At 40.2% G+C, this 25,563-nt stretch carries 10 protein-coding genes; 1 reads left to right on the forward strand and 9 read right to left on the reverse strand.

From position 1 onward, the window contains the following. Positions 1-21: 21 nt before the first annotated feature. The 6 genes from ACORHT_RS06770 to ACORHT_RS06795 all read right to left on the reverse strand — a co-directional run bounded on the left by ACORHT_RS06770 (position 22) and on the right by ACORHT_RS06795 (position 6,785). On the reverse strand, positions 22-1,311 hold the full coding sequence (locus ACORHT_RS06770) for a hypothetical protein (protein ID WP_434349814.1): 1,290 nt from the start codon (positions 1,309-1,311) through the stop codon (positions 22-24). 206 nt (positions 1,312-1,517) lie between these two features. After that, on the reverse strand, positions 1,518-2,684 hold the full coding sequence (locus tag ACORHT_RS06775; RefSeq protein WP_434349815.1) for an ATP-grasp domain-containing protein: 1,167 nt from the start codon (positions 2,682-2,684) through the stop codon (positions 1,518-1,520). Positions 2,685-2,696: 12 nt separating this feature from the next. Next, entirely contained in the window at positions 2,697-3,437 is a 741-nt protein-coding gene (locus ACORHT_RS06780; protein ID WP_434349816.1) for an esterase family protein, read from the reverse strand. Between the two features lie 21 nt (positions 3,438-3,458). Then, entirely contained in the window at positions 3,459-4,283 is an 825-nt protein-coding gene (locus ACORHT_RS06785) for an alpha/beta hydrolase (RefSeq protein WP_434349817.1), read from the reverse strand. Between the two features lie 136 nt (positions 4,284-4,419). Beyond that, entirely contained in the window at positions 4,420-5,634 is a 1,215-nt protein-coding gene (gene thiI, locus ACORHT_RS06790) for a tRNA uracil 4-sulfurtransferase ThiI (protein ID WP_434349818.1), read from the reverse strand. 8 nt (positions 5,635-5,642) lie between these two features. Further along, the gene (locus tag ACORHT_RS06795; protein WP_434349819.1) at positions 5,643-6,785 is read right to left on the reverse strand and encodes a cysteine desulfurase family protein; all 1,143 of its coding nucleotides are present in this window, start codon (positions 6,783-6,785) and stop codon (positions 5,643-5,645) included. Between the two features lie 136 nt (positions 6,786-6,921). Between ACORHT_RS06795 and ACORHT_RS06800 the strand changes: the two genes are divergently transcribed. Continuing rightward, on the forward strand, positions 6,922-7,335 hold the full coding sequence (locus ACORHT_RS06800) for a DUF6556 family protein (RefSeq protein WP_075229166.1): 414 nt from the start codon (positions 6,922-6,924) through the stop codon (positions 7,333-7,335). A 179-nt stretch (positions 7,336-7,514) separates the two neighbouring features. Here the strand turns inward: ACORHT_RS06800 and ACORHT_RS06805 are convergent, their stop codons facing one another. The 3 genes from ACORHT_RS06805 to ACORHT_RS06815 form a co-directional block, all read right to left on the reverse strand. Then, positions 7,515-15,893, reverse strand: a complete 8,379-nt coding sequence (locus ACORHT_RS06805) for an SIALI-17 repeat-containing surface protein (RefSeq protein ID WP_434349820.1) — start codon at positions 15,891-15,893, stop codon at positions 7,515-7,517. A gap of 155 nt (positions 15,894-16,048) precedes the next feature. Beyond that, positions 16,049-22,900: a SpGH101 family endo-alpha-N-acetylgalactosaminidase gene (locus ACORHT_RS06810; RefSeq protein ID WP_434349821.1), complete on the reverse strand. Its 6,852-nt coding sequence runs from the start codon at positions 22,898-22,900 to the stop codon at positions 16,049-16,051. Positions 22,901-23,228: 328 nt separating this feature from the next. Further along, entirely contained in the window at positions 23,229-25,559 is a 2,331-nt protein-coding gene (locus tag ACORHT_RS06815) for a DNA translocase FtsK (protein WP_434349822.1), read from the reverse strand. Positions 25,560-25,563: the final 4 nt, after the last annotated feature.

The raw sequence follows: 25,563 nt of genomic DNA on the forward strand, positions 1-25,563 counted from the left end.
AGAAAAGTTAACTCTTTTCCACTATTTAAATTCATCTGATTCATATAAATCTGATGGTAAAAAATTATTCATTACAAATTTCTCATTATTATTAATACGAATAAATTCTCCATCTATTAAGTCATACTTGTAATTAGTCATACTATTTATTTCAATAAATTGATTTTCAACATTATTAAATAAAAACAAAGTAACTTCTAGGTTACTATTAGTGATAGGTTCTGTAATTTGAATATTGTAAAACTTTTCCTTCCGATTATAATGACATGAACTAAACTTTCTATATTCATCACTTCCTATTTTAATAAGCTGTATAGTTTTATTATCAATTACTAAATTTACTCTATCATCGTTACATTTCTCGATTTTCCCAAGTATTTCCTCTTTATCATTATAGATAACATTATCTTCATCAAAAGTGAAAAAACTACCCAAAAATTTAATTCTATTGCCATCAATATTTAATAAGAATTTTCTCACAATAATATCTTGGTTCGTAAACTTATTTATTGTAATCATATTCCAATTTCCATATAAATATTTTTGACTAGATGGTAATCCAAGCATGATTTGAATTTTTTGTCTTAGTTTCTTAAAATAAATTAAAAATAAAAAAAGAGGATATGTTATTTCTAATACAATAAATCTATAAAGTCCAGTTAGCAACATCGTATAAATCGAAGTATTATTAGCATCAGGACGGGGATAAATTAAAGAGGAAGCATAAATTATTGGGACAAGAAATAATACTGATATTTTTATAACCGAAAGTTGTTTTTGTCGTTGCTTTGTCACTTTGATATTAAATACATCCTCTAGAGTGTCAGTTGTCAATAATAAAGTAGCTACTGCTGTGATTGCCGAAACTAGAGCGGATTCAGATGGATTAATAAAAAATAATACAATTGATAAAGAAATGACAAAAAATATTAAAAATGTTCCCGTTAGTATCGTCCTTGAATTTGATTTTTCTTTTATAAGACTTTCCAAAAATATCGTTATTATAGCCAAAAGAAATAATTTCAAATTTTGATTACCATTTAGTAAGTAAAATAAAACAGAAAACTCTACTAAACCTAATAAAATTGTTATAAAATAATTGAAGCCTTTTTCTAGTCCATTTTTTCTTTTTGAAACAAAGTAAGTCACTAACAATTTTGTTATAGAAAAAAACGAAACTAAAACTAATAAAACTTCATCTGTCTTACCCCAAAAAGAAATAAAGTGAGATCCAAGAAATAACATTATTATAAATATAATAGTGTCAATAATAGACGAGAGAAAAATAGGCTTTATTTCTTCTTTTTTCATTTTAAATTTAGACTCCTTAAAATAAATTAATAGTTGATTTACAAAATATATTCAAAATAATAGAAAAATTTTCTATAAAATATCTTTGACAATAACATTTATACTACATCATATCATATTAATTAAATTGATTCAAATTCACTAACATTTAGTCTTCTATTCTAATAAAAAGACAAAAGAAGTCAAACTCCTTTCATCCTATTTGATTATTCTTGACGCTGACCAAAGTCCTTAATCATCTGATCCATTTCTTGTCGACTCGGAGTTGTCAGCATATAAAGGTAATCTCCTTGAAGTTCCGCGAAGGCCGTTGGCATGATTTTTTTAACCTTGAACTGCTGACTATATTTGGCAAGCAAGTCCTCCTCAGAATAGACATAGTGAGCATTTGCACGACGGGATGTAGCTAAACAATATTGAGCTTCAAATTCTGACGCTGGGAACTCTTCTCCTGCGACTATAGCCGCATAGCCACGATAGAGGTCCAAGGAATGGGCAAAATTATAAACATCAATGGTGAATCCACCCGCTGGACGGTTATTGTACTCAATGGCAATATAATCATCACCTTCACGGAAGAACTCGATATGGAAGAAACGTTCTTTCATGCCAAATTCTTTAACGATTGCCTCACCATACTTGCGCAATTTTGGATCCATATCTTTAAGAACATAATAAGAATTGTCCATCTTGTAAATCATGAGATCAAGGGGTGTATGTGCATAGTCAAAGGTCGTAGAAAAGACGATATTTCCATCTCTATCTACCAAACCATCAAAGGTACATATTTCACTAGAGGTGACAAATTTTTCAAAGAAATAAACGGTTGAATGATCCCACTCTGCCTTGAAATGATGGATATCCTCTTCTGTTTCAAGCTTGAAGGTTGCTGCCGCTCCCACTCCATTGTCAGGTTTGGCAATCATAGGAAGGCCAATTTCTTTCACAGCTTTGTCAACATCTGCATCTGTTTCAATGACAGCACCTGGAACCACTGGAACTCCAGCTTTTTTGAAGAGTTTCTTCATTTCAGACTTGAACTTGGTCTTTTTGAGATCGTCTGGTTTGGCACCAAAGACATGAAACTGTTCACGAAGAGCAGCATCCAACTCTAGCCAGTATTCATTGTGAGATTCGATGCGGTCAATTGGACCATGCTTATAAAAGAGAAAGGCAACTGCACGTTTAACTTCATCAATATTTTCAAGATTATCAACACGGAAGTACTCAGTCAAGCTATTGCGCAATGGCTCATCTAGTTGTTCATAGGGTTCTTGCCCAATCCCTAGAACGGTGATTCCTTTATTGGCTAGCTCAACACTAAACTGTTGGAAATTTTGTGGGTAATAGGGTGAAATTACAAGATAATTCATAAGCGACTCCTTTTATAGACTCAAATGACCGAGGAAATAAGGCATTTGTTTGCGCCACCATTCCCAGTCATGGGCCACATCGTGCCCCCATTCTGCAAACCAGGCAGGAATTTGTTTTTGGTCAAAAGCTTCTTTTAACTTGTAGTAAGAAGGAAGGCCATCCTGTTCCCAAGCACCTAGTCCTGTACAGATGACAATCTCAGCCTGACGGTAACGATCGATAAACCAACCATCATTTTGATTCCAGATATAGTCTACTGGTGAATTTTGATAGATAGCATCATCGTTGTAGTAATCTCCAACAAAGAAACGAGCATCATAGACACCACTGAGGGCAATTACCTTGGTAAAGACGTCTGGATGTTGGAGGAAGAAATTCAAAGCGTGATAGGCTCCCATAGAGCATCCTGTTGTCATCATACCGTCAAACCAGCCTGTCTTGTGCTTGATAAAAGGAATGGCTTCCTCAATAACGTATCGCTCATAAGCACGGTGCATTTCAGCTTGGTCATGACCATTTTTCCATGTTGCTAGCCAACTCTCACTATCGACACTTGAAAGGGTAAAGAATTGCACTCGACCTTCCTCGATAAAGGATGCACATGCATCAATCATGCCAAAATCATAGTATTCATTGTGGCTACCACCTGAGGAAGCAAAGACAACCACTGGGATACCTGCGTGTCCGTAACGATTAACATACATTTCACGGTTAAGATGACCACTCCAGTGGCTAAGATGTTCAATATTCATATCCTGTCTCCTTTAAACTGATTACCAATTTTCTGCAAAAAAGCGTAGACAAGCTGGAAGATTTTCTGACCATGGTACTTCATGGTGAATGGCTCCAGCCTGAACCTTGAGCGAGAGATTTTCCAACTGCACTCCTCCTGCTATCAAATCATGATAATATCGAAGGGAAGAGTCGATATAGGCCTGCTTAATATTGCCAGCCATGAGGGTCTTGTCTGTATCATCAGCTTCTTCCGTTCCAACATAGATAAAGATTCGCTGATCAGGTAATAGTTTTTTACGCTCGATATAGCGATCAAAGGCTTCTTGGTGAAGCCAGTTAGCTGATGAGAAAACTCCCAAGCAACCAATCTGATCTTGATACTCCAAGCCGATAAACTGGGTAATATTGCCACCAAGTGAAGATCCTATCATTGCAGTGTGTTTACGGTCTGCCTTTGTCCGATAGTTTTCATCGATAAAGGGCTTAACCACTTCCATGACAAACTCAGCATACTCGACTCCCTTACCACCAAATTGTTGACCAGGAATATTAGACTCTTGGAATTTCCATGCCGCGTACTCATTCATCCGTCCAAAACCATCATTGTCAATAGCCACAACAATCATACGGCTGATATCTGGATTTCGCTTGATGGCTGGGATAATCTTCCAGGAATGTCCAACGTAAGATTCTTTACTGTAAAAAACATTTTGACCATCATGGAAATAGACAACTGGATAAGTCCGATCCGTATCTTTCTCATAGTTTTTAGGGAGAAGTACACGTACCCGTCGATCCTTTCCTGTATAGGGAACCACTAATTTATGCTCTCGCATTTTCAGGTAAAAATAAGATTGATTCATTGTCAGAAAACTCTCTATATTCAAAATTTTATCTTATTATAGCATAAAAATAGAAAAAAAGTCAGTTTCCGTCTAAATTTAGAACAAAAAACTAACTTTTTCTACTTATTTTCTCAATTCTTATGTTTTTTCGAAATTAGAGGAGATCTTCAATCAACTCATCCACCGCATCTTTTTCTGCTTGTGGTGTGATTTCTGTGATCATAATTCCTGCAACTGCTCGCTCAACCAATCCTTCAACGTCCATACGTGTTTCATACTGTTCGGCATTCTTAATCTTTGGATTTGTTTTCGGACGATCAGGCGCAAAAATAGTACAACAATCTTCAAAAGGTTGGATAGAAATTTCAAAGGTATCAATTTCCTGAGCAATATCAATGATTTCCAACTTATCCATAGTCACAACTGGACGGATAATTGGTGTATTGGTCACCGCATTGATGGCCTGCATACTTTCAAGGGTTTGGCTAGCTACCTGACCAAGACTTTCACCATTGATAATGACCAAACCATTTCTCACTTCACGGATACGGTCTGTAATGCGCATCATAAAGCGACGGGTCAAAGTCATGAGATAGGCTTCTGGAGCTTTAGCCTTAATTTCTTCTTGAATCTCAGTGAAAGGTACTTCGATAAACTGGATATTACCACCGAACTTAGTCAATTTACGGGTCAAATCCTGAGCTTTCTTGAGAGCACCTGGACTAGTATAGGGTGGACTAGCAAAGTGAACAGCCTCGATATCCACTCCACGTTTTAGAGCGAGATACCCTGCTACAGGAGAGTCAATCCCTCCTGATAACATAAGCATTCCTTTACCCGAAGTTCCAACTGGTAAACCTCCCGCTCCACGAATAGTTTCATAAGAAAGGTAGGCTGCTTCCTCACGAATCTCCACTTGCAGATTGATGTCAGGATTTTTCATTTGGGCTTGCACATTTGGAATAGCTTCAAAAACTGCTCCACCAAGTGTTTGGTTGAGTTCACGACTATCTAACTCAAAGTTATGGTCGCTGCGTTTACTTGAGATTTTAAAGGTCATGCCTTCCTTGTATAGGTCCTTCATAATCTCTTGGACAGTAGACTTCAGAACTTCTACGGATTTTTCAACCTTGTATACTGGAGAAAAGTTTTGAATCCCGAAAACTTGCTTGAGAGATTCTGCCACTGGTTCATAGTCTGCCCCATTCAGATAAGCATGGGCACGATCGCGGTCTGCTGTCACTTTGACTTGAGGATAGATGGATAAAACATCTGAGATATTATTACGTAGTTTATTGATGAAACGCATACGGTTTTTACCCTTAGTTGACAATTCTCCGTAGCGAATCATAATTTCTGAATACTGCATGAATACTCCTATCTTACTTTTCTAGTTTGATTGTAAATTAACTTTAGTTTGGTCAAAAATTGCTCAACTTGACTCATGTCATTTTCTAGGTCTAGGCTGAGGCGGACTGCTGACTGGGCCTTATCCTTTTCAATCCCCATGGCAATCAGGGTCCCAGCAGGTTTCCCAGCCTTGGACGAGCAAGCTGACGTTGTAGAAATGAAAATATCATATTCTTCAAAAGCATGAACGATAACTTCACCACGAACCCCCTTAATCCCAAAGGTAAGAATATGAGGAGCAAAATTCTCCTCTCCTGAGAAGACAAAAATATCAGGATAAGCAAGAAGGGCTTGATGAATGACTGCCTTCAATTGGGCTGTCTTAGCCGTAAACAAGTCTAGTTTTTCCATAGCCAATCGTAGGGCCTTGGCTGTTGCTGCAATCCCTGCTACATTCTCGGTTGTTGAACGATAGTCACGCTCTTGGCCACCACCAGTTAAAAGCGGTGTAATTTTCTTGCCAGACTTGATATAGACAAATCCAACACCACGAACTCCGTGGAATTTATGACTAGAGAAGGTCGCAAAATCCACTCGATCAGTCAGATACTTTTCTATCGGAATCTTAGCTAAAGCTTGAACGGCATCAACGTGGAAGGAAATTGTTGGCTTATCTACCAAAAGTTCTGATATAGCTTCAATAGGCTGGATTGATCCTATTTCATTGTTAACAGCCATAACGGAGACTAGCGTTGTATCAGGACGGAGTAGGTTTTCTAAAGCAGCTACATCTACAAATCCTTTTTCATTTACAGGTGCAAAATCCACTTCAAAACCTTGAGTCTTGAGCCAGAGAGCCGACTCCTTGACTGCTGGGTGCTCAATATCAGACACAATAATGTGTTTACCAAACTGCGCTTTTTCAAAAGCAACCCCTTTGATAACCCAATTATCCCCTTCAGTCCCACCAGAAGTAAAGAAGATTTCTTCGCTTTTCTTGCCAATCAAATCTGCAATCTGCTGTCGAGAAGCTTCTAAAATTCTGCTAGATTGGTCTCCCAAACGATGGAGACTTGAAGGATTTCCAATAATTTTTGCAGACACTTGCATATAGGTTTCAAGTGCTTCTGGATAAGGCTTTGTTGTAGCCGAATTATCAAAGTAAATCATGGTTTCTCACGCTTTCTAAAATCACTCCTTCTATTGTATCACGAAACAGTTCAGGCGACAAGAAAGGCAGTTCAGGTTCATTTAAGTTTTTTTTAAAGATTTTCGGTATAATGAATTTTAGTAAAGGAGAGATATTATGTCTAATTATCGTAGAACATCAAAACCTAAAACGGAACACATCAAAAAAGGATTTACTGTTTTTCAAAAAACGATTGCTACTATCGGTAGTATTCTGGGACTGATTACTGCAAGCATCACCATCATGAATGCTATGAATAACAATAACAATAATAACTCTAAAAAAGAAACTACGACAACCCAGACAACTGTCATAAAAGAGATTCAAAAGGAATCCCCTCAAGAGAACACTACTCCCAACAAGGATAATACTTCTACAAAGGACAACACACAAGAAGAAACGACAAGTCAATCTAGTAGCAGTGAAGAAAGCAAGAAAGAAGAGTCGACAAGTAAAAAAGAGCAAACTGACACTCCTTCTAGTACACAAGCAACAGATACAGCTACTACAGCTACAAGTGGGGCTTCCTAAAAATAACCAAAAACCAGTGATTGTTGCAGCACTGGTTTTTTTACATGATTCAATATCGAGCCTATAAAAAAGCGAACAAGACCAGATTCTGTTCATCAGAAAACTAGTTTTGTCCGCTTTTTATAATCGAGATTAGTCTCTTGATCCAATCTCTATGACTCGAATGCTTTTACATCATCTTATTCGTCGTCTTTTTTCTTTCCCATTGCAAACATACCAAGAAGTGCTCCTACAAGACCTACGGCTGCAAGGCCAGCATTTTCTTTAGTGCCTGTCTCTGGGAGTTTGTATTGATGGCTTGCAGGTGCTTGGTAGGTCTTATCTTGTGACATAGTAAGAGCTACAAGAGACTGCTCATCTTTGTATTCTGGAACCTCATGGATTGCTCCTTCTGCTCCATTGACACCACCTGTGAATTCTGGGCTTACTTCCTGAACAGCTGCTTCGTCACCATTCACACCACCAGTAAACTCTGGGACTTCATGAATAGCTGCTTCTGCTCCATTGACACTGCCTGTGTATTCTGGGCTTACTTCCTGAACAGCTGCTACTTCACCATTCACTCCACCAGTAAATTCTGGGACTTCATGAATAGCTGCTTCACCTGCTGTGCCAATTGCTCCTGTGTATTCTGGAACTTCATGAACAGCTGCTTCGACTGTGTTAACGCCACCCTTGAATTCTGGGACTTCTACTACTGGTGCTGCTTCTTCACCTGCTGTACCAATAGCTTCCGTGTACTCTGGAACTTCATGAACAGCTGCTTCGACTGCGTTAACGCCACCCTTGAATTCTGGGACTTCTACTACTGGTGCTGCTTCTTCACCTGCTGTGCCAATAGCTTCAGTGTACTCTGGAACTTCATGAACAGCTGCTTCGACACCATTTACTCCACCGGTAAATTCTGGAACTTCTACTATTGGTGCTGCTTCATCACCCTTACTTGTAGTTGGAGCTGGTTTCTCTGGTTCTTCCGGAAGTTCTTGGTGGAATGTAGTCATTTCGTAGAACTCTGGTTTGCCACCTTCCCAAACAAGTTTGACATCCAATAATGGAGACTTATCTCTGACAGCAAATGTTTGGAAGCTTGAGGTAATTTCACCTAGTTCTGACCAAGCGTCTGCTTTATTTTCTTTCAGAGTACGAGCAAGCACACGAGCTTTCACTCCTTGAGGAAGACTTGAAACAAGTCGGATATGATTTGCATCTGTCGGTTCTGACAAGTGGTAGACAAGCTCACCTTGTTCTTTCTCAGCCTTGTAGCTTGTCAAGACTTTACCATCAACAATATTAGTGTAAAGGTTGCCTTGGCTTTCACCGCTGTTTCCTTCTACCGTTGGGTCATTGATTGGTTTCACGAATTCACCATCATTAATAACCAACTCAGTGAAGCCTACAAAACGAGCATCATAGTCTGCTGTAAATAGAACGCGGAGATAGTTGGCCTTAACTGGGCTTGAAAGTTCACCCTCGATATAGCGATTTCCTGGCATCTTAGAATCATGTGTCCAGCCATCGGTCAAGGAATCATCACGTGTTTCATTAGCAAGGCCGTCACCAACTGTCACAACATCTGTCCAAGTCTTACCATCTTGACTGACTTGAATCTTACCATCACGGAGATAGTTTTGAGTGCCGTCTTGGATGTAAGCTCTAATCTTCTTAATATCACGTTCGCTACCAAGTTTAAGAGTGATATGACCGTCTTTACGAGCATAATCTGAGAATTCTACAAAGTTATTGTAAACACCATCGAATAATTGATCCAAGTTCTTGATCTTACGAACATCATTTCTACCGTATGTTGGGTGGATTCCCATTGATGTAGAATCAAGTGTTGTTGGTTGAACTTCTTTTGTCTTAACAAGTAGAGATGTTGCTGTCACTGCTTGTTCTTGATCAGTCTTATTAACCAGACGAACATAACGTACCAAGGACTTATCAGTCACTTGATCAGCTGGATACCATTCTTGGGCGTTTGGAGAGAATTCCAAGTTGAGGGATGGATTTTCAATACCAAGTGCTTGAATGCTTTCAGCTTGGTGAAGACGATCAAGTTTCATACCCAAGTAGCTATTAGCTGGAAGCTTAGTTCCGCTTGGAATTTGCAGGTCATAACGGCCTAGGCTGTCATAAACTGGAGTTGACTTCAAGCTTTCAACGTTTGTATCAGTCAATTCGCTATTGCCTGCACGTGTTTCAACTGAGAAGTCAGCGATACGCCACCATAAGTTGATATTCTTAGTATTGCGAACACGAACGTAGCGAGCTGAAATTGGAGTTTCGATTTCTTTTGTTTGTTCACCAGTCAAGCGATCCAATTCTTGCCATGAGCTACCATCTGCAGAATATTCAATAACACCTTCTGCCAATTTATCTCCTGATCCTTGAACAAGACGAACCTTAGTCACAGGTTTGACTTCACCCAAGTCAAGTTGTACCCAACCATCTACAGGAGTTGTATCCGTGCGATCAGCATTTGCAAGCATTGCTTCAGTATTATCACGTCCGTCTGTAATTTGACCAACAGTTGTGTTGTACTTGTACATAAGATTTGGACTGATAGTCACAGTAGCTGACTGTTTAGCACGAGTAACTTCTACAGGGCGGTTAACAGCAATTTCTCTGACAGCAAACCAAGTATTATCACGATCTGAAGTCGCAATCATTCGAACTGCTTTTGCATTGATATTAAGATTTTCAAATTTAAGCAGTGGTTCATTACCGGTGTAGCTTGGTTCTGAAAGTGTTACCCACTCATCATTTTCATTGAGGTACTCAACTTTAGCACTGTTAAAGGTATCACGAGGATTTGCTTGAGTTCCCATTGCAAATGTCAAGTTTTGGATTGGAACAGCTTTGTTAAATTTCAAGCCAATATAATCACCAGTCTTGATACTGTTTGGTGATTTGATCAACGCATGAGTTCCTAAATCTCCATCAGTGACTTCAGCAAGTCCACCTTCTACACCTGTACGGTTAGTGATAAAGGTACTGATCACTTGGTCAGGGTGCAAGGCTTTTTGAACTTCTGTTGCAAGGATTTCACGAAGTCCAAGCAAGAATGGACGGATATGTTGAACACCCAACTCAGCTCTTTCATTATGGTCTACATAGTGGAAGGTATAAGTTTGAGACTGTTCATATAGTTTCAAGCCCTTATAGTAACTATCCCAAAGTTTTGCAGAATCGTTCTTTTCGATAGCTTCTGTACCATCAAGAAGAGCACTCAAGGCATCCATTTGGTCAATGGTATTATCCAACCAATAGTGGATTTGAGCACGCATCTTTTCATCACCAGATGCTTTATAAAGTTGTGCTGCAGCTTTTAATTTAGCAAATTCTGCACGCAATTCTTGACGCTCTGCACTGACATCTTGACCAGCTTTCAACTTAGACATGAAGGTCGCCAATTTCGGTGCAAGTTCAACAGACTCTTCCAATTTCACAACACGACCATCCATGTTTTGGTTGATCATGTGTTTACCAAGCTCACGGAAGGCAACTGATGCTTCGCTATCTGTAAACTTACCGTTTTCAACAAAGTTGAAGGCGATATCGTTTACTTTCTTGGCTTCTTCTTCAGACTTCCATTGTTTCCATGCATATTGGGCTGCAGAGAAGAGGGCAATCTTAGAAGGCTCGGATTGTTGCATTGGGTTCAACATGATACCTGAAAGGAGACTTGGGTCTACATTCGGATGAAGGAATTTCTCACCACCACCCAAGATTAAGTGTTGTTTAGAGTTGTCTGTACATGGCCAGTTAATCCATAGGGATACTGGACGGTAAGTCTTACCACCTGCAGTCAGGTTATTCTTAAGATTAGAAAGGAAGTTTTCTGATACTTCACCCCAAATCTTACCACCAGTAAGGGTCATAGAAGTTGAAGTTGGAAGGTTTTCGTTGAGTGCTTTCAACTCATCTTCACGTCCATTACCCCAATACTGACCTGGAACGAAGATCATTTCCTTACGAAGACCAACATAAGTTGCTTGTTTTTCAGTCAACCAGTCTGTCATATCCTTCATCAAGCGGTTATAGCTATTGTAGCCACCAACTGGACTTGGAGCGTCATCGGCCAAAATACCGAACTCACGGACGCCGACATCCATCAATTGAGTGAACTTAGCCTTAATGGTGTCAAGGTCTTTTTGATAGTCAGCATCATTTCCGAATCGGATACGGTTGTTCATGAATGGGTGGATGGTCCAAACATAGCGAGTCTTATTTTGATTTCCGACACGAGCCAATTCACGGATTTCAGCTAATTTTTCTTCTGGATAAAGTTCACGCCATTTCTTGTTGTGGTATGGATCGTCTTTTGGTGCAAAGAAGTATTGGGTCAACTTCAAGTCACCACCATAGCGCATCAATTCTGCACGATCAGCATTGCTCCAAGGGTTACCATAGTATCCTTCGATAAAACCACGGTTCTTAATTTCAGCGTAGTCTTCAACTGTTACGTTACGCAAGACTGGTGCTTCACTTTCATTAAGCATGTGTTTGAGAGTTGTCAAACCGTAGAAGACAGCATCTGTATCCTTACCGACGATAGAAATAGTGTTTCCTTTGATTGACAAGGCATAAGCATCAATTTTATCAAAGAGTCCTTGAGAAATTCCAGACACTTCTTTTTCAGCTTGTGAATTTTGTCCATGAACACCAAGGTAGATATTTGTTGCACCTGCTACAGGTGTTTGACTGCTTGTGTATGAAATTTGATGATCTTGTAGAACACTCTTCAAGCGGTTACGAGTATAGATATCCAACTGATCGCCCATTACAAGATTAACTTGTTTATGGAGTTTCGTAACACCCTCACCATAAGTTACTTTTTGTGGTGTTGGGAATACCTTATATTCTTTCTTGAGATAGTCTTGACTTTGTGCTGCTGCAGCAACTACGTCGTCACTAGCAGGTTTGCTAGCTACAAAGCTATCAGCAAGTTCAGTTGTACCATCACTTACTTCTTCAACTTTAGGTTGCTCAGGAGTAACAGGTTTTTCAGGAGTAACTGGCCCTTCTTGTTTGCTATCAGAAAGTGGCTTAAGAAGTTGAATCTCTGCTGCACTACCAAATCCACCTACACCTGCTAGAACTTTAAACTCTATCTTATCTGTTTCAATCGCCTCAAAGTTAACTGTCTTTTCTTTGGCATTATTTTCCCAAGTTCCTGAAGCAACTTTGACCATTTGGCCATCTTTTTGAGCATAGATTTCGTAAGATGTCACGACACCATTGCCACCACCTGGACGTGGAAGATAAGTCAAGCCATTTACTTTTTCTGCTGCTTTCAAGTTCATTGCGACTGTGAATGGAGCTTGTTGTCCAAACCATTTTGAATGCCAGAAGGTATTTGGATCATTGTCGAAGGCTTTTTCTACTGGACCTTCAACATTGTTTCCTGGTAATTCCTGACTTGTTGCAGAAACTGTAAATTTATCATTTGGAATCAAACGTGGATTTACGAATGGTTCATTTGACAACTCAGCACTATGCAAGATTCCTTTGAAGCCACCGATTGTTTCAAGAGGTAGAACTAAACTATTATGCGCAAAACGAGGGTAAGCTGGGTTTGCAATACGTTCAACTTTTTCGCCATCTACATAAACTTCTGTTACTTGAGGTTTCGTTACGACAGAAATTTGATAACGTTTGTTCTTTTCAAGTTTCTTGTTAAATTGGATATGGAATTGTTCAAATTTATAAGCAAGGTAGCCATCCTTATCCGCAAGATAAAGTTGGTTGTCTCCGCTAGTTGAGAAGGTTTGTTGGCCATCACCAGTTACAGTGACATCCAATTTCAAGACATGACTAGGACCAACATCACCAACAAGACCTTCGATAGTGCTATCTTTTTCGAAGTTCAAACCTGCTTCAGTCTTCTGTACTTTCTTAGCAAGATAATCTTTGATGGTTTCTGGATTGATCTTGAACAAGTCACTTTCGAATACTGTCTTATCAGGATTAGATTGTGGTGCATAAACACTTGTTGGCAAGGTGCGCTCTGCAAAAGTCTTACCCGCACGATCAGATCCCCAAGTACGTTCTGCAGTCGTCTGCATACTCTTGAAGAAACGTTTAAAGATATCGTAAGAAGTAAGTCCAGTTTCGTGAAGGTCAATATTGTCATTCCATACAGCGTGACCACCACCGATAATGTTTGGATTAGATGCTTCTAATCGAGGTCCTCCACCTGTTGTAAAGTCATTTGGAGTCCAACTATTGTATTGACGCTCATAGCTTGCATAGTCTCCGTAACCACCTTGACTATTGCTTCCACTAGGAACACTATAGGTTGGAATATCTGTGATATTGATAATCTTAGCACCTTGAGCAATAGCATCAGCTGGACGTTGCCATCCGATACTCCAGATATCAACTTCTACATCTTTCCAATCAACTGGCGTTGAACCTGGTTTAGCACTAAGTGAACCCCAAATACGTGGTGTATAGCCTTTTCCTTTGATGTACTGGATCATATCGTTTACAAAGCGACGATAACTTTCCGGATTGCCGTAGTACTCATCTGTACCGATATGAACTGTTGAAACGCCATGAAGTGGTGCATTTTCACCATCGAGTAATTTATCATAGACTGATTTTACAAAAGCAAGAGTTTCTTCGTACTTGTTATCCAAGTCCAACATCGCGACACGTTCAACATTGTGCTTGCCCCTATAGTCACTAAGACTGCCTTTGTACATAAGGTCAGGTCTAACTTTAACAAATGAAAGAGCGTGACCTGGGGTGTCAATTTCAGGGACAAGATTGATATGCAAAGCTTTTGCTAACTTGATGATTTCTTGCATTTCTTCCTTAGTATAATGCTCATCAGATGTTAATTTTTCGCCATTTTCACCAACAACATCAGTTTCTACACGGAAACCTGTCTTGGCATTTTTAAGAACGTATTCTAGTTCTTCATCTTGAGAAAGATTTTTACCAGCCAAGTGGTCTTTTAGGAAGATATAGTTGTCATTCAAGTGCAACTGAAGATCGTTCATCTTGTAGTAAGCCATATTTAACATGATATCTACAAGAGTGTCATAAGGGATAAACTTACGACCTGTATCTAGCATAAAGCCACGGTGGCTAAAGCTTGGGAAGTCGCGGATTTCACCGTTCTGTAAGTCTTTTTCTCCCATCTGAAGGAGAGTACGGGTTGCATAGAAGGCACCTGCATTTGTTGCAGCTTCTACTGTGATAACTCCATCTTTAATGGTGATACCATAGCCTTCTTTGCCGTATCCCTTATCTTCAACCTTCTTAAATTCAATTCGGTTTTGAGCTGATTGATCACCTGTAGCGATTTCTAGTCCACGACTTTGAAGGTCAGTCTGATAGAATTTCGCTTCTTGATCAAATCCAGAATCTCCAACAGAAATAACGGTATCTGCTGAAATAGAAGTTTTTCCTTCAGTTCCATACCATTGTTGGACTGCTGGAGCAACTGCTGGTTTGGTTCCAACACCTTCGTCTGCGTGTAATCCTTTAATAAGGACTTCAAATTCTTTTGTGAATGTGTGAGTATCCTTGATTTGTTGGACCATGACCTTAACAGTTTGATCTGTTAAGGGTTTGTAGATTTTGTTATTAAGATCAACAACTCCCTGTTTGTTGCTACCAATTAAGCTAACTTGACCAGGTAATTTAGGCAATACAAGTGATTTTCCATCTTCAGCAACTGTTAATTCTGTAACTTGACGAATATCTGTTGGTTTACTAGCGTCTGGAATGTTTGAATAAGCACGAATTTCTTGAATTCCGACATTCTTCCAATTCATAGTACCAGCTTGGTAATCTGTGATTTCAAGTTTAAGGTATTTGGCTTGGATAGCTTCTTTCAAGTCAACTTTTTCATCAAGAATAGGAGTACCTACTTTTTGATGAGCTAATTTCCATTCTTTAGCTCCTGAACCATTCACATCATCTTGACCAGCATAGTAGAGATTCCAAGATTTGATATTTGGATCGTTTTGTTGACCACGAAGACGGCGGTCCCAATCAATCTCGACATGCTTAATCACAGTAGTCTTCTCAAGTGTAAATTCGATTGTTGGTTTCTCAACGTTTTGATCAGTAGCCCAACGAGTATCAGGTTTGCCGTCGATTGCCTTTTCTGCTGTAAATGGTGTATTGGCTTCATGGTTTGAAGCTGTTGCAGTCGCCTTTTCTAGATGATTGACATCTGCTGTTTCAACTAAATCCTTAGCAACTGGTTTTGTTTCAGCTTGAGGAGCAACTGTCGGAGTTTCTACTTCTTTCTTCGGAGTTTCTTCTACATTTGGCTGAGTTGCCACCTCAGTGGCTTTATTTTCGACGGCACCAGCATTTGCTTCTGCTTTATCAATAGCTGATGCTAAATCTGCTGGTAACTTTTCCAGTGGTTGGACCTGTGTTACTGCTCCCTCAGTTTCTACAGGAACTTCTTTTTCTGCCGCTTGAACCATTCCGGCACCAAAGATACTGGCACCAATCATGACAGAAGCTGCACCAATCGTAAATTTACGAATACTGTAATGACACCGTTTCTCAAATAAGTGTTTTCCCATTTTTCTCCTGTTTCCTTTCATACGCTTCAAGAGTAAGCGTTCTCATTCCCCTTTAGAAAAAGAAGAGGACCTAGAGGTCCTCTCCGGGTTTTGTTTTTCTCCACTACAATAAGTAAGGAGTTCGAGCCATCGTTAGACGAAAACTCTCTTATATTTTAATCTTCTTTTCTTTTGACAGCTAAGAGTGCTGCTGAAACTGCCATGCTAACACTTGCGATGAAGAGAGCTGTTTCAGAGTTATGTTCACCCGTATTTGGAAGAGCATTTGAATTTACCTCTTTAGATGTATCTTTATTCTCTACTGAAAGTTTTGAATCTTCTCGATACTCTGGTTTTTCCACTACAGGCGCAGGTTGGTTACCTACTGTACCAATTTGGCCTTTGTATTCTGGAATTTCATGGATTGCGCCATCACTTCCATTCACACCGCCGGTAAACTCTGGTACTTCATGAACCGTTGCTTCAGCTCCATTTACACCACCTGTAAATTCTGGTGCTTGGCTCACAGTTGCTTCTGCTGCGTTAACTCCACCCTTGAATTCTGGAACTTCGTTTACAGCTACTTCTTCTCCTGCCGTTCCAACTAGTCCTGTATACTCTGGAACTTCTACAACTGGTGCTGGCTCATCGCCTGCTGTACCTAGAACCCCTGTATATTCTGGAACTTCTACAACCGGTGCTGGTTCATCACCTGCTGTACCGATTGGCTCTATGTATTCTGGAACTTCATGAATAGCTGCTTCAGCACCATTTACACCACCTGTGAATTCCGGAACTTCAACGACTGGTGCTGCTTCGTCACCCTTGCTTGATGTCGGAGTTTCTGGTTCTGGATCCGGAGTTGGTTCTGGATCTGGAGTTGGCTCTGGATCTGGAGTTGGTTTTGGATCTGGAGTTGGTTTCGGATCTGGAGTTGGCTCTGGATCTGGAGTTGGTTTTGGATCTGGAGTTGGCTCTGGATTTGGAGTTGGTTCTGGATCCGGAGTTGGTTCTGGATCTGGAGTTGGCTCTGGATCTGGAGTTGGCTTTGGATCTGGAGTTGGCTTTGGATCTGGAGTTGGAGTAGGTGTTTCATCTTTCAATTGATCAAGATAATCTGCAAAGTATTCAAGCATTCTATTAGTCAATAGGTGATTATCAGTTGCGTATTTCATGCTAGCAACAACACTTGCCACTTCTTCTTGATTGCTCTTATTAGTCAATTTTTGAGCCTTGGCCAATGCAGTTTCATATGCTGATGTATCAAGACCTGCTTCAGCAACTTGCGGACGAGCAAAGATAAGCTCTGCAGCTGATTGATATTGGTTACCACCATCGCCATAAGTTCTTGTTCCTGTTAGGACAATCTTCTTAGCTTTGATAGTCTTGCCAAAGTCGATATCTTTTGGTTTGTTATTATCAGCCCAATTAGTTGCATTGAAGGTATGTTCCTTACCAGTTTCATCAGTTACTACAAGAGTAACATCTCTCAAGTTACCATTTGAACCTGAACCGCGTGGAACATAACGGAAGCCTGTAATTTCAGTTGGTTCTTTCAAGACCATGGTTGCTGGCTTGCCAACATCTCCTCCGCCCCATGATGTATGCCATAGGCTAGACAAGTTACCGTCAAAGGCATATACAAGTTCCTCACCAGCTTGAGCAGGAGCTGAAAGACTTGCAAAGTCATCTGCCACAAGAGCTACTTTCTTCATGACCAAAGCGTCTTTCAAAGCATTGACTTTAGCGATTTCTGCTTTAGCTTCTTCTACACTGATGTCATCGTCTGCTTGACTGAGGTTGAAGACTGCTTCTTTCAAAGCATCCATACTTTCTTTGGTGTAGTTCGTCATGGCAACAGTTGGAAGATAGTTCTTGACAGCATTTTCTGTCATCATCTTACCAGTCAAGACAATCTCTTCGATTTGAAGTCTATCCATGATGAAGTCATTGTAACCACGGAAGTTAGCATTACCACCAGAATCTCCACGAGTATTACTTGCGTTGCCTGTAGAGTAGATACCTACCCATGTATCGCCAGTTTCTGCACCTGTCACAAGGAAGGTAGCACGTTTGGCTTTTTTAGAATCTGTCCATGAGTTTGGTAATTCATGCATTTCAAGATCGCTTGCTTGACTACCACGACGACCTGATTGGAATTCTCCCTTACCTACAACAAATGCGTAAGTACTATCAGAACCTGCTTCGTAGTCAAATGTGATACGGTAGGTCTTACCTGCTTCAAAGCGGAAGTTTTGTGGAATTGTTTGATAAACCAAGTTACGACGGCTAACGAGACCGTTTGTCTTGAGTGACCAATTTCCTTCGATAACATCATCAACTTTCTTGCCGTTCCAATCACGTTGTGTGTATGGTCCATGTTTTTCAGACAAGTGAGTACGGTTGTCTTCAACACCTTCGATTCCACCGATGACAAACGGGAAGATACCTTGTCCGACATTTTCAAAGTCTTGTTTGAAGACGCCTGTAGCAGTATCGTGACCATCACCATACATAGCAGAGTCATTTTCGAAGGTACGGATTTCATCGAAGTAAGTTGCTTCATCTCCTGCTTCACGACTCAAGGTCAAGGTTACATTTGATACATCTGAACCTGTTGTGAAGAAGGCATACATGTTTTGGAAGTAACTTGTATCATTAACAGTTGCGTTGTCACGACGAGTGTTATGAGCGTATGCTTTAACATAGTTGAGGGCAAGTGACTTGTTAGTGTAGTTGGTTACTTCTTTCTCACCAGTGTTAACAGTAATGCTTGCTTTAGCATTACTACGGTTATCGACACCTACATAAACTGCATATTTAGTATTTGGCTTCAAGCCAGTCAATTTTTGAGTCAGACTAACTTTTTCTTTATTGCCTTGGATACGAAGCATTTGGTTGGCACCTTGAGACTTCACAATTTCAGCCTTAGATGCATCACCTGTGATCTTCCAATGATCCAAAGATTCGCTGTTAAATCCTTGGTCATAGATATGCATTCCTTCACTCCATGACATTTCAGGATTTGTTTGTTTAGAACGATAAAGAACATAAGGTTGGTTTGCTAGGAGATCAAGGGTAATCTTACCATCTTTGACAGCTACTTCTTGTTCTTCAGTCTTACCTTGGTCTGTTAACTTGTAAAGGTAAACTTTGCCATTTGCCCAGTCGCTAGGAAGCGTCCAAGTTGTTGCACCTTTTTCAGTATTGAAGTAGTACATCTTTTCCTTGTCACCAGTAAGCTTGTTACCATTGGCATCCCAGTTCCAAGGTGTCAAGTAGGCTGAACCATCTTGAATGACACGACCGTTGAGAGTAACTGTACGTTCACGATATTGTGGGCTATTAACATCATTAGATTTACGAGTAACAACTACCTTGTTGTTTTCCTCATCGACCAATTCAACCTTCATTTCAGGCGTCCACTTGTATGTGCCACCATTGTCAGTCATGGTTACTGGTTTGCCATCTTCCCATTTGCTAACAGTGAAGTGTTGGAAGTATTTGGTCATAACATCGTGGGCAAACAAGTTGGTTACATAACCATTATAGTCGCTACGGCCTTGCCATCCTTCAAAGTCTTTCATGCTGTATCCGCCTAGAAGTGGGTAGTTTGCCGCACCTCCGTAGCTTCTATAATCACCAACCCAAGCATCTTTTTGGTGGTTACGGATAAAGCGAGTGATAGCACTGTTGATACCTTTATTGGTATAGCCACCATATGTCAAATCAGCTGCCCAGTGATGGAAGGTAGAGTCATACTCACCACCATGGCCCCACTCAATTGCAAAACGCCAACCTTGTTTGTTGATTTCTTTCGCAAGAACGTGAGTTGCCCAAGCACCGTTGTCTCCTGATTGACCGTTACCCCAAACGTCGACATAGATGAAGTCTAAGCCTTCACCCAATTCTTTCTTCAATTCTTCCCAACGTGCTAAACGTCCATGAGCTAAGTCGTAAGCTGCATCGATATTGATACCTTGGTCAAGCCAGTTCCAACCGTAGCTATAGCTTCCGTCGGCATTTTTACGAAGGATATTTTCATTGAAGTATTTTGATTCAGGATAAGTTTCTGAAGCATTAACGTGAATACCGAGGTGGGCACCATATTTCTTAGCTTTTTCAATAAGAGCTTTAAAGTCCTCTGTACCACCGATACGTTTACCGATATCTGCGTAGTTTAGGTGACCTGAGTCATGTCCTTCACTACCGTAACCTTTAAGGAGGACACCCTGACCAAGACCATCTGTGTGGAGGTTAATCTTCTTGATACCATCCAAGGTCATAAGGAATGGGTTTTGTGCCTGTGAACCAAAGTTCATAGCGATACGGTAAGCAGTGATATTTTTTACTTTTTCCCAACCTTGAGGGTTGTTCATAATGCTACGATATGCAATCGCACCGTCTTGCCAGTCTACTTTATTATCAGCATTGGCATCTTCTGTGATGACAACTTTAGCACTTGGAAGTTCCTTAGTATACGCTGGGAAGACGATACCATTGTGAGCTTTTTCCCACTGCCATTCAGAGCTATGAATTTCAACGTAGTTAGCATTACCAATAGTGTTCTTGTAGGCTGTCAAACGTGTCCAGTCGTAAGAACCACCACCGTAGCTGTTTTGTGAGTTACTCCATACACCTGCTGCAAGCTTGTCTGTTGAAACGAATCCATACATGTAACCTTTTGCCAATTCTTTCATTGGATTGGTTACTTCGATATGGTCGTCACCACTTACGTGAGTATTGTTTGACATGGTTGCCCCATCAAACTTAGCTCCTGCTTGATCGCTTGATACAGATACCAAGGCATTTCCTAGGAAGCTGATAGAAGAAAGTAGTTTACGTTCATCATCAATCTTTTGTCCTGGTGTTACTTGGTTATGGTTGACAATCTTAGTAACATCAAAGTGAAGTTGATTGTCCACCACTTGCAAACGAACTGTCATATCTGCATTGATGAGGTTCTCTGCATCACGGAGTTTCATTTCATACTCGGCAGTTGTTGCATTAATCTTCTTATAAGTAACTTCAGGAGTTACTGCCTTTTTATTGATGAGGACTTTGTTTATTTGTTGAACTTGACCTGGAAGCTTGTTGCCGTTTAGGACGTATTCTTTAATACGTGGGAAAGCTTGGTCAATAACTGCTTTCAATACTGTAGATTCGATAGTGTCGTATTTAACTTTGCTATCGTCTACTGTATCACCTTTTTCTTTTTCAGCAGCCTCTTGATCATTTTTCACGCCTTCTTGGTCATCAGTTTTAACATTTACAATGGTTCTCTCGCTACCATAGCTTCCAGCCTTAAGAACGATTTTCTTCTCATCTTTGAGCTTGTCATTGACTGCAGATGGTAAGGTAAGTGTGTCAAAGAGTTTGACATCATTGTTTGTTGCGTTAAGTTGTCCATCTGATTTGAGGCTGATCGTCAAGTGGTTGACAGAACCATTTACTGGTGCTGCAACACGACCACCTTGGTACCAAAGTCCACTACCGTTTGTCTTGTATTCCCAGAACCATCCGCCTTGGTCATACCCTACAAAAACGTTGTTGTCGGTATCTTTAAATTTCATAAAGACACCAAAGCGTGATTTACCTGTTTCAGACTCTTCTTTGAAGGTCAAATCAACTGTAGCATTTCCATTTTCATCAACAGTCAAACCTTCCTTCTCAAACAAGGCTGGTTTTTTACCATTGTCATTTTGAGCAGTTGACGCTAGTTGGTTGTAACGAACTCCATTTTCTTCACGAATCGTTACAGTTCCCTGTTGTTCTTTATTTTCAACAGTTTTCCATTCTGGTTTGACTTCTTTTCTTTCAGCAGGTTTGTTTTCTGCTGGTTTGTTTTCTGCTGGTTTGTTTTCTGCCGGCTTATTGTCAGCTGGTTTTTCTTCTTGAGGTTTATCCTCTTTTGGTTTTTCTTCTTTGTCTTCTACTTGCTTATCCAAAGCATCTAGACCAGCTGGTTTTGTTGTTTCAATGCCCTTGATATAGTTTTGAATCCATTCAAGTTGCGCTGGTGAGAAGAGAATCCCTCCACTACGGCTTCCAACAACACCATTTTGGTGGATACCGATCAATTTTCCATTTTCATCGAAAATTCCGCCACCACTTGCTCCAGGTTCACTTCCTTGATAGCTGATGCCACGAACACCTTCACCATGGTTATTAATATCTTCAACTGTTGTATTGAGAATTGGAGAAAGTTTTCCGGTTGGATAACCAAACACGTGTACCTTATCTCCAACCTTAGTAGTTGCAGGTTTGTCAGTCACTTCAACAGGAGCGTTTGCAAGAGGAGAACGAAGCTTAACGATGGCCAAGTCATTTTTATAACCCTTTAGGAATCCTTCACGGTCCCAGTGTTTAACGTCATTCTTACTGAATTTAACATCAGGTGCTCCTTCGTAAGAAACTGAATAAACATCGCCATCGCTTTCAATATTATCAGCTACCTTACGATTATTCCCATCTGGAACATCTTTGATAAAGTTATGAGAAACAGATAAAACTAGATTTTCACCGATGACGATACCGCTACCAACACCAGCTGCACTTTGAATTTTTACTGTTGCTCCATAGTTTAATTCACCATTTTTTGTTTTAGCGACATCTTCTGGAACCAGACTCTTGTCTTCTTTCTCTAATTCCTCTTTTGATACAGTACTGCCATTTTCTTCAGCCTTCTCAAGTTTTCCACGTAGTTCTTCAGGAAGAGTATCTGAAGCCGCTGCTTCTTTTTCTTTCTCAAGTAATTCTTCTTCTGTTTTTGGTCCGTCAGTTACTTCAGGAGAACCTTGGTCTTCACCAGGTTTTGGCGCCTCAAAATTACGTCCATCATCTTCTTTTGCGTTAGCAAGAGCTGCAGCCAAATCTGCTGGCATATTTGCTGTTGAACCTGTTTGCGGGGAATCTGCAAGAACAGTGCTAGTTCCAAAGAAAGCTGCACCAATCATGACAGAAGCAACCCCTAATGAAAATTTCCGAATACTATATTTGCAACGTTTTTCAAATAATCTTTTATCCATCGGTTTTTTGTTCCTTTCAATTTACAAAGTAAGCGTTTGCATTTTTGTTTAAAAAAATATCCTCCTCATTTTTTTAACGCCACTAGATAAACATATAATTTTTTCTATACCAACTTAATATATCAAAAACAGTTTAAAAAATCAATACTTTAACAGGTAAAACTAGTAAAAGTATAATCCAATTTCCTGACTATTCTGAATAGAATTTCAGAAGGCCTTATTTCTAGCCATTTCGTCACAAAAAAGAAACTTCATCAGAAAAGTTAAACTAACTTCGTCTAACTTTTCAATAAAGTTTCCATGCATTTTTATACTGTTTTTTCGTTTTTTATTGTTGTAAAACTTTTCGAGGTTTGGTTCCTTCTGCAGGACCAATAACCCCAGCCATCTCTAATTCTTCCATCAAGCGAGTTGCTCGGTTAAAACCAACTGATAATCTACGTTGAATCATGGATGCGCTCGCTTTTTGAGTTTCAATGACCAGAGCCTTAGCTTCTTCAAATAGCGGATCTCCACCTTCATCTCCTGTGCCAGACTCACCTTCTGTCTCAGAAACTTCTCCTGGATCAAAACTGTCATCATAATCAGCATCTGCTTGAGCCTTAATGAAGCTAACAATACGTTCCACATCATCATCAGAGATAAAGGAGCCTTGCAAGCGAACCGGGTGGTTTTCATCGATTGGTTTAAAGAGCATATCTCCTCGCCCCAATAGTTTCTCGGCACCATTTTCATCTAAGATAGTTCGAGAATCCGTTCCAGAAGATACAGCAAAGGCTACACGAGATGGAACATTTGCCTTAATCAAACCAGAGATAACATCCACTGAAGGACGCTGAGTTGCAAGGATCATATGAATACCAGCTGCACGCGCCTTCTGTCCAAGACGGATAATTGCATCTTCTACTTCCTTGCTGGCAACCATCATGAGGTCAGCTAACTCATCAACAATCACGACAATTAAAGGTAGAGGTACTTGCTTGTATTCAGACTGGGCATTGAATTCCTCAACTTTAGCATTGAAACCAGCAATATTCCGAACTCCGACTTTAGCAAAAAGTTCATAGCGATTTTCCATCTCATCAACAACCTTTTGCAAAGCCTTACTAGCCTTACGAGGGTTAGTCACGACCGGAATCAAGAGGTGAGGAATATCATTATAGACTGACAACTCAACCATCTTCGGATCCACCATCATAAACTTGACTTGGTCTGGACGTGCCTTCATAAGAATACTTGCGATAATACCATTAACTGCTACAGATTTACCAGAACCTGTCGAACCAGCCACAAGTAAGTGAGGCATTTTAGCCAGGTCGAAACTGCGAGCTGTACCATTGACGGCTTTTCCAAGGGGAATTTCTAGCAGATTTTCAGGTTTAGTTTGCGATTGTTCCCAGAGTTCTCGGAAAGATACGGTCGCAATTTCAGAGTTAGGCACTTCAATCCCGACCAAGGATTTCCCTGGAATTGGAGCCTCGATACGGACATCTTTCGCAGCCAAGGCCAGAGCCAAGTCATCTGCTAGATTGGAAATGCGATTGACACGAACACCAACTGCTGGCTTGACTTCGTACTTGGTAACAGATGGACCGATTTCAGCACGTTCAACCGTTACCTTGATACCGAAACTCGCAAAGGTTTCTTCCAAAATTTTAATATTTTCTCGAACGATTTTCTTTTCCTTGGACTGATCTTTTGGTTTATCAGGTGCGAAGAGTTGCAAGCTGGGGAGTTTATACTCCAAGGCTTTTTTAGCAGAAAAATCTACCTCAACATCCTCATCTTCTGCATAGTCATCCTCCTGAAGAATGTCATCTACTTTAGGATAATCATAGTCTGCTTGAGGGAGAATAATTTCAGGTTCTACCCATTCTTCCTCATGCAGGGGTGGTAAATCATCAAAGTGACCAGGGGAAACTTCTAAAATCTCGCCAGTTTCCATATCAACAGGAGGGATATCTAACAAGGCTTGTTCTGCCTGCTCTTTTTCTAGTCTTTCCTGTTCCTCTGATTCCTTACGAGCTTTTTCTTCTTCTCGTTTGATGAAGCGTTCTTGTTTCCTCTGCTCACGTCGCTCCATCCAAAGAGCAAAACGTGCTCCAAGAAAATCAGCGACATCATAGACAGACCAAGGACTAACTAGAAGAGCACCGATTAAGATTAAGATGGCTCCGATAAAATAAGTGCCAATATTTGAAAAGAGAAAGGCTACTGGAATGTAGAGAGCAACACCTAAAAGTCCTCCTCCAGCAAAGCTAGTCACACGAAAGCCTGTCAAATCTGTCAACACTTGGGCCAAAGTCCCCTTTAAGACAGACTGCTCGATGCCATATTTCCATACTAGATAAGCTTCAAAAATCAGCAATAAGCCTGAAAAAATGCAAAGAAAACCTGAGATCAGACCTTCTCGCTTCCGAATCCATTTAAAAAGAAAAAGATAGACTAGGACGACAACAATGACCAGATAAGCCAGACTTCCTACTAGTAATCGAATAAGGTTATAGAGGGTGAGTCCCACTGCTCCTAATTTCAGAGCAGCGAACATTAAGCAAAAAGCTATAACCAAGGAAACTAACATCCGTTGGATAGCTTGCTTTCTTTCTAATTCAGCTTTTGACGGTCTCCGTCTTGTTTTATTTGTATTCTTGTTTGCCATATTT

Source organism: Streptococcus sp. KHUD_014, from assembly GCF_051106275.1.
Lineage (GTDB): Bacteria > Bacillota > Bacilli > Lactobacillales > Streptococcaceae > Streptococcus.

Coding starts and splice junctions, on each gene's coding strand:
- ACORHT_RS06775 (WP_434349815.1), bottom strand. CDS start 2,684: ATGAATTATCTTGTAATTTCACCCTATTACCCACAAAATTTCCAACAG.
- ACORHT_RS06810 (WP_434349821.1), bottom strand. CDS start 22,900: ATGGATAAAAGATTATTTGAAAAACGTTGCAAATATAGTATTCGGAAA.
- ACORHT_RS06815 (WP_434349822.1), bottom strand. CDS start 25,559: ATGGCAAACAAGAATACAAATAAAACAAGACGGAGACCGTCAAAAGCT.
- thiI (WP_434349818.1), bottom strand. CDS start 5,634: ATGCAGTATTCAGAAATTATGATTCGCTACGGAGAATTGTCAACTAAG.
- ACORHT_RS06785 (WP_434349817.1), bottom strand. CDS start 4,283: ATGAATCAATCTTATTTTTACCTGAAAATGCGAGAGCATAAATTAGTG.
- ACORHT_RS06770 (WP_434349814.1), bottom strand. CDS start 1,311: ATGAAAAAAGAAGAAATAAAGCCTATTTTTCTCTCGTCTATTATTGAC.
- ACORHT_RS06780 (WP_434349816.1), bottom strand. CDS start 3,437: ATGAATATTGAACATCTTAGCCACTGGAGTGGTCATCTTAACCGTGAA.
- ACORHT_RS06800 (WP_075229166.1), top strand. CDS start 6,922: ATGTCTAATTATCGTAGAACATCAAAACCTAAAACGGAACACATCAAA.
- ACORHT_RS06805 (WP_434349820.1), bottom strand. CDS start 15,893: ATGGGAAAACACTTATTTGAGAAACGGTGTCATTACAGTATTCGTAAA.
- ACORHT_RS06795 (WP_434349819.1), bottom strand. CDS start 6,785: ATGATTTACTTTGATAATTCGGCTACAACAAAGCCTTATCCAGAAGCA.